The sequence below is a fragment of the Cupriavidus sp. SIMBA_020 genome (genome assembly GCF_046535395.1).
Taxonomy (GTDB): domain Bacteria; phylum Pseudomonadota; class Gammaproteobacteria; order Burkholderiales; family Burkholderiaceae; genus Cupriavidus; species Cupriavidus campinensis.
Genome location: NZ_JAWRWU010001470.1, coordinates 1 through 243 on the forward strand (window position 1 = coordinate 1; position 243 = coordinate 243).

Sequence of the window (243 nt, forward strand, 5' to 3'; positions counted from 1 at the left end):
GGGCTGGCGCTGAAGTACACCGGCCTGGCCGACCGCATGGCGGGCGCGCTGTCGCGGCGCCTGTCGGGTTCGTATCCGAAGGTGGTGGCCGGCGTGGTGGCGCTGACCTACCTGCTGGCGTTCGTGATGCCGTCGAACATGGGCCGCATCGCGCTGCTGATGCCGATCGTGCTGGCCTATGCCGACCAGATCGGGCTGGTGGCGGGCCGTCGTGGACGCATTGGCCTGACGCTGGCGGTGGGC

Annotated in this window: 1 pseudogene; it reads left to right on the plus strand. The window is 70.8% G+C overall.

The features are described 5' to 3' along the window. A pseudogene (locus SB751_RS34460) lies at nucleotides 1-243 on the plus strand (citrate transporter); the annotation flags it as partial.